At 63.0% G+C, this 6,889-nt stretch carries 3 protein-coding genes and 3 pseudogenes; 2 read left to right on the forward strand and 4 right to left on the reverse strand.

The window, feature by feature from the left end; genetic code table 11:
• Positions 1–449 precede the first annotated feature (449 nt).
• Positions 450–2,087 carry a PEP-utilizing enzyme gene (locus CHB84_RS21745; protein ID WP_089303516.1) on the reverse strand — a complete coding sequence of 546 codons (1,638 nt, stop codon included), beginning with the start codon at positions 2,085–2,087 and terminating at the stop codon, positions 450–452.
• Between the two features lie 154 nt (positions 2,088–2,241).
• Positions 2,242–2,517, reverse strand: a pseudogene (locus tag CHB84_RS21750) (transposase); the annotation flags it as partial.
• A gap of 635 nt (positions 2,518–3,152) precedes the next feature.
• Between CHB84_RS21750 and ltrA the strand changes: the two are divergent.
• Positions 3,153–4,964, forward strand: coding sequence for a group II intron reverse transcriptase/maturase (gene ltrA / locus CHB84_RS21755; RefSeq protein WP_089303517.1), 1,812 nt, complete (start codon positions 3,153–3,155; stop codon positions 4,962–4,964).
• A 70-nt stretch (positions 4,965–5,034) separates the two neighbouring features.
• On the opposite strand, the pseudogene CHB84_RS21760 reads toward ltrA, so the two are convergent.
• Positions 5,035–5,510 (reverse strand): annotated as a pseudogene (locus CHB84_RS21760) (IS256 family transposase); the annotation flags it as partial.
• Positions 5,511–5,555: 45 nt separating this feature from the next.
• Between CHB84_RS21760 and CHB84_RS21765 the strand changes: the two are divergent.
• Positions 5,556–6,725 carry an IS30 family transposase gene (locus tag CHB84_RS21765; protein ID WP_089303518.1) on the forward strand — a complete coding sequence of 390 codons (1,170 nt, stop codon included), beginning with the start codon at positions 5,556–5,558 and terminating at the stop codon, positions 6,723–6,725.
• 26 nt (positions 6,726–6,751) lie between these two features.
• On the opposite strand, the pseudogene CHB84_RS22580 reads toward CHB84_RS21765, so the two are convergent.
• Positions 6,752–6,889: pseudogene (locus CHB84_RS22580) on the reverse strand (transposase); the annotation flags it as partial.

A 6,889-nucleotide genomic window follows, 5' to 3' on the forward strand; every position in this document is an offset into this window, starting at 1 on the left:
AGCGCGGCTACAGCGACCTCAAGCAGTGGCGCGGCCTGGCCACCCGATACGACAAACTCGCCCTCACCTACCGGGCCGGAGCCGTCCTACGCGCACTCACCCAGTGACTCAAACACATCCTTTAGAGACACACCCTAGGTCCTGTGCCGACCGCATGACCTGCCAGCTCGCCCTCGATGCGCTGGAATCGGCCGTCACCCGCCGCGGCGGCAACCGATGTAATCGCGGTGGGCGATCAACTGGTTGGTCTCGTCGACAACCGCGTCATTACCATGGGACTCTACCGGAATGGCGTATCTTCTCCTCGTTACGTCCCGTGACTGAAGTACCCTACTCCGTCGTGGCTAGGTGAGCCACCGACGTCACGTTAGAAGAAAATAGTCAAGATGGCCCCTTACATGAACTTTGGCTGGCAGTGCACTCAGTAAGCGAACTCCGGACACGCTATGTTACGAAATCGCAGCGTTCGGCACGCGTTCCACTACTCGAACGACATTCTGCTGCCCGTCAACGCGGATGATATCGCCATGGTGTATGCGTGACGTCCCGTCCTGCGTGCCGATGACGAATGGTATCCCCATTTCGCGCGCGACGAGAGCGCCGTGGCTGGCTGCTGTGCCGAGATCGATCACCAACGCCTCCGCCAACGTGAATAGTGGAGCCCAACTCGGGTCGGTGAACCGGCAAACCAGGATGTCACCGGGCTCCAACTCCGCGTCGTCATTGGGGTCCAGAACCACACGCGCTCGTCCTTCAACGATGCCGCCACCGGCGGCAGCACCGGTAACCTCACTCGAGACCGATGACTCCTGGTCGTCGATGGTGACTGCATCCGGCATCCCTTCGAAGGACGCCGGAAGCTTCATCCGCCGGTATTCTTCTCTGGTCTTGCGGCGATAGGCGATCAACTCCCTTGCTTCTGGCAGTCGGCCATTGACCAGTTCGGCGAGCTCTTCGCAAGTCAAGAAGAACGCATCATCGACATCTTCGAATCGGCCGTTGTCTACTTCTTCGCGACCGATTTGTCGCGCAGCTGCACGGCATCCGTCAAGTGCCATCAAGTATCCGGCCTTCCCGATCTCGTTGTTCCGTACGATGTTTCGGGCTCGCCGTAGCACGAACCTCAGCGCTGGGCGGCTCATAGCCGAACTCGCGTTCAGCAGCTCATGCTGAGCCTCACGACTGGCCTTCATGGCCAGTTCCTCCCGCTCCCGTGGGCGGACGAAGTCGTTGCGCGCCGCCATGGTCTTCGCGGTCGTACGCAGTGGTTCGGGGTCTTCCCGCCATGAGCAGGTGTACACATTACCCTCATTCGGCCCGTGGAAGCCGTAGTTGGCGAGAAATTCCTCCTCCGCGAGGTCAGCATGTGCCAGCCGCCAAAGGTCATCGGCCATGGCGACCTCCATGACGTTGCCCTGACCGGAAAACGCCTTGGTGGCCAAGGCGGGATCGCCCGCCTTGGTGGCAGCATCTGTCAGTGCGCTCTGCACGATCTGCAGCTGCAAACGCACGCCAAGATGGATCTGGAAGATCTGAGCAAAGCGGTCACGGGCATCGAACAACTGCGCGATCCTGCTATCATCTGGAACTGGCCTGCTGCCACGGCCAACGTTGTATACCTCCTCTTGCCACCAGCGGCGGAGCTGTGCATAGCCGGCCTGAAGCCGACTATGCGTGAGCAGCATCGTGGACGGCATTTTCAGCAGGATGATTGGAAGTCGGCCGGGCGCAGACGGCTCCTTGGGAATGCCTTCGCGAACGCTGCCCATGATGTCGCGCTCGAGATCGTCCGGACTCACTCCCGGCATCCGGGCGAGCATGCGGCGGACGACATCCACATTGAAGGCCTGGCGACCATATATCGCCATCGTCGTGTGGTCGTTGGGATCGGCAGACCTCACGCTCGATTGACGTCCGATGACGCCGTAGGAGTACATCAGACCCAGCCAGGTCTCCTCAAGCGACACTCCCCACACGCTCCAGCACAACGGCGACAAAATGTCCGGCGTCGCCTCGGCCACGTTGGTAATCGACCACAGTCGGCCGGGCTCGCTGGAGCCCCAAACCGGATCGAACAGCTCAACCATGAGTTGGTTCCTCTCGGCCTGACGATGTCGGTATAACCGATCGCAACATGTACTCTAGCGTCAATTAGTCTATGTTTCAACCATTTATCGCCGCAGTGTAGCTCCCGGCGCTGTAAGGGAGTGTCCGATGGCTGGTGTAACTGGTCATGGGTGTTCAGTTGGTGGTTGTGGGGACGATGCGTCCGGGGAAGGTGATGGCGAAGGCGTTCAATGCCGGTTTCGTGCGCATCGCTCACCTCGCTCGGCCCCGTCCGGTGGGGTCGAGGGATCGGGTGACCAGGTAGAGGCACTTCAGGGCCGCCTGCTCGGTGGGGAAGTGCCCTCACGCCTTGATTGCCCGCCGGTAGCGGGCGTTGCGGCTTTCGATGGCGTTCGTGGAGCAGATGACCCGCCGAATTTCGACATCGTAGTCGAGGAATGGCACGAACTCCGTCGTGCGACACGAGGTCGCACGATGTAAGTGGATTGCCAAGGGAGGTCGGCTGATGTCGATGGTGTGATCCCAGGTCAGTGCTCGATGACCTGTCTCCGCCCTGGCGTGCGTCGCGGGTAACTGCGGGGTGTGAAGCCCGGGGTTCAAGCCCAAGTGGTCCTCGTTCCATCCGAGGAGCGCAGGTGAGGAGAAGATCGGGCGGGCGAACGTAAGTGAACCCTCGTTGACGCCTCGTCATCGTCGAGCCCCGCAGATGGAATGTGGTAGCGGGGTGAGCAGGACTGGCCGCTGGGAAGCGGCAGGCGCTGGCCAAGGGGTTGATGCGGCCAGGAGAGCACCGCCGTCCCGGGGTTGAAGTGGGCGCCCAATCCGATCGCATCTTGCTCGTGCGGAACGTGACAATCCCGTTGAGGTCCGGAAGGTTCCGGTAGGCCGACCGTGAGGAAGGCCGAATTCCTCAGCGGGCGAAGGATGACCCGAGAAGCGAATGCCGGCTGCTGAAAGGCAGCAGGAAAGCGCAGTGAGTGTGTCGGCTCCTCCGCCGGCGGCTGCGTATAACTGGCCGGATACCAGCTTTTGCTGGGACCCCGAAAGGGTGCTGACGCGGGTCGGGTGAGCCTGTGGAGAGGCTGATGACAACAGCGCTGGAACCGAAGGACAAGTTAGACGTCGCGCCCGATGAGGGAGCGGTGAACGGACCGGAGGGCGACTCCATCGACTGGTTCCAAATGGATTGGGACGCGGCCGAGGGCAACGTACGGCGTTTGCGGCAACGGATCTTCACGGCGTCGCAGGCAGGAGACCTGGCCAAGGTCAGGAATTTGCAGAAGCTGATGCTGCGATCCCGTTCCAACACGCTGGTGAGCGTGCGGCGGGTCACGCAGATCAACGCTGGCCGCAAGACCGCCGGAATCGATGGGAAGACCGCACTGTTGCCTCAGCAGAAGGCCGAACTGGCCGACTGGGTGCAGCATCGGTCCTCGTCCTGGACGTCCCGAACGGTCAAACGGGTGTTCATCCCCAAGGCAGGCAACACGAAGAGGCAGCGCCCGCTCGGAATTCCCGTGTTGGCCGATCGGGCGTTGCAAGCCCGCGTGGTCAACGCACTGGAGCCTGAGTGGGAGGCGCGGTTCGAGTCGCGATCCTACGGATTTCGACCGGGCCGTGGCTGTCATGACGCGATCGAGGCAATCTATGGCACGTGCAAGGGCAAGCGCTCGAAGCGGGTGTGGATTCTTGACGCGGATCTGGCGGCGGCGTTCGATCACCTCGATCACGATCACTTGCTCAACCAACTCGGGACTTTCCCGGCCACGGGAATGGTCGTTGGATGGCTGAAAGCAGGAGTCGTGGATCGTGGCCGATTCGCCCCGACCGAGGAGGGCGCCCCACAGGGTGGGGTCATCAGCCCCTTGCTGCTGAACGTAGTTCTGCATGGGATGGAAGAGGCCGCCGGAGTCCGGTACTTGACCGGCACGCATGTCGGTCACACAGCACCGGGATCCCCGGTGGTGATCAGATACGCCGATGACCTGGTCGCCTTGTGTCACACGCGCGAGGAAGCCGAGCAGGTCAAGGCTCGATTGGCAGAGTGGTTGGCGCCCAAGGGATTGTCCTTCAACGAGAACAAGACGCGCATCCTGCATCTCACCGGAGGATTTGATTTCCTCGGGTGCCACGTCCGCCGGTATGTCAACGGTAAGCTGATCATCAAACCGAGTAAGGCGGCGGTGCAACGCATCCGGGAACGGCTGCGCACCGAGATGCGGGCCCTGCGCGGGGCGAATGCCGCAGCGGTGCTGCAACGGCTCAACCCCATCATCCGAGGCTGGGCCGCCTATTACCGGACGGTGGTGTCCAAGCACGTGTTCACCACGCTGGACGCTTATGTGTGGTGGCTCGTCTTCAAGTGGGCCGTCCGCAGTCACCGGAACAAACCGAAGCACTGGGTGAGAGCCCGCTACTTCGGCGCGTTCAACAAAGCCAGGCGAGACAACTGGGTGTTCGGCGACCGGCATACCGGCGCCTATCTCACAAAATTCGCCTGGACGAAGATCGTTCGACACCAGATGGTCGATGGCTTCGCATCCCCAGACGACCCGAAGCTGGCCGACTACTGGACGGCGCGGCGTCGCCGCAGCAGGAAACCACCACTGAACCGGGACGGTCGGCGGCTGATCGCGCGTCAGCGTGGCCGCTGCCCGCTCTGCGGGAACCTGTTGCTGCACGCCCATGCCGAACCGCAGCACCCCGACGAGTGGGAGCAGTGGATCACCGCGACCCGTAAGGCGATACGCGCGAAAGCGCTCACCGTACACACCGGACGCGATGAGTCGAACGATCTTGTCGTGTTGCACCTCGTGCACGCTGACTGCGCCCGGCGACATGACCGGCGCGGCAGCCCAGCACTTCCGCACGCCCGCGATGCTCCTGGGCTTGCTTGAGCCGGATGCCTGGAAAGCGGGCACGTCCGGTTCTTAGGGGGCTCCGGCGCGGCAACGCGCCGGGGCTACCCGCCCACGCCGAGCGCCAGATCTGCACGATCGCCGGGTAGTGCTCGCCCCAGGTCTGGCTGAATTCGGCGAACCGCTCGGCCGCCGCGGCTGCGCCGGGTGCGGTATAGACCGGCCGCAGGTCCTTGGCCATCTTCTCCCAGTATTTGCGGGAGGCGCACCGGAAGGTATTCTGGATCAAGTGCAGGATACAGGTCTGCACCAGTGCCTGGGGCCACACGGTGGTGATCGCCTCGGGCAGGCCCTTGACCCCGTCACAGACCACGATGCACACATCCACTACACCGCGGTTCTTCAGCTCAGTCAGCACCGAGATCCAGTACTTGCCGCCCTCGGCGCCATCGCCGGCCCAGATACCGAGAATGTCGCGGTGCCCGTCCACGGTGACCCCGACCGCGATATAGAACGCCCGATTGGTGACCTGCCATCCCGCACTTTCACGTGGATGGCGTCAATGAAGATCATCGGATACACGGCTTGGTTTCTACTGGTCGTTGCGAATCCTGATGGGAAGGGGTTCGTATGCCGCGTGGTGGGCAGAACAGGATGCCGACCGGGGTCAAGCGCCGCTACTTCGAGCTGATTCGAGCTGGGTGGTCAGGCTCGGCAGCTGCCCAGGCAGTGGGCGTGTCGTTGAGCTGCGGGTCGGTGTGGTTCGTCGATGCTGGCCGGGTGGACGCCATCGACAAGCCGATTAGCTCGCGGTATCTGAACCAGAACGATCGGATCGAGATCGCCGACGGGCTCGCACGGCAAGTACCGGTCAAGACGATCGCTGCGCGGATCGGCAAGAGCTACCAGACCGTGTATCGGGAGGTCGCCCGCAACCGCAAGCCGGACGGGCGCCATCAACCGTGGTACGCACATAACCAAGCCTACCTGCGGCGTCGGCGCCCCAAACCTCGACGGTTCACCCTCGACGCCGCGTTGCGCACAGTCGTCGCTGCGAAGCTGGCTCAGCACTGGTCCCCAGGGCAGATCAGCCGGTGGCTACGGCGACGCTTCCCGCGCCGCACCGCCTGGCATGTGTGCACCGAGACGCTCTACGAGGCCATCTACCGCGGACTGATCACCGTCGTCAGCGTGGCAAACCTGCACACTGGCCGAACCTATCGGCACCGCAGAGGCCGCGGCCGTTCCCGCGACGGCGCGTTGAGGCAGTCCACGAGGATGCGTCCGATCCACACCAGGCCAGCCAGCGTGCAGTCCCTCCGACAAGCCGGACATTCGGAAGGGGACCTGATCGTCGGAGCCAGCCAGCGATCCGCGATCGCGACGCTGGTGGAACGCAAGACGCGGTTCATCCTGCTGGTCCCGCTGGACCGCGATCACTCCGCCCGATCGGTCGGTGACGCACTCATCCAAGCCTTCGGAACGCTGCCCACTGGGCTACGGCGGAGCCTGACCTGGGACCAGGGCAACGAGCTATTCCACCACGAGCGGATCGAGCGCGAAACCGGCATAAAGATCTACTTCGCCGACCCGCACTCACCGTGGCAGCGCGGTAGCAACGAGAACACCAACGGCCTGCTGCGTCAGTATTTACCCAAGGGGACCGACCTCAAGGCCTGGTCCGGTGACCAGCTCGACAAGGTTGCTGCCGAGCTCAACGACCGGCCACGTCTATGCCTCGACGACAGAACCCCACAGCAGCTCATGACCAATGGCACCGACGCCAAGCCGCAACACTGATTCGCAACGCTCGCTAGAAACCGCCCATCGTCGAAGTGCGCGGCGATCTCACCGGTGGTCAACCCGCGGGCGGTCAACGACAGCGCGATCTCATCGATACCCGAGAGCCGCCGCTGGCGCTTTTTAACCAGCTGCGGCTCGAAGCTGCCGTCCCGATCGCGGGG

Source organism: Haloechinothrix alba (assembly GCF_900188115.1).
In the GTDB taxonomy this organism is placed as follows: domain Bacteria; phylum Actinomycetota; class Actinomycetes; order Mycobacteriales; family Pseudonocardiaceae; genus Haloechinothrix; species Haloechinothrix alba.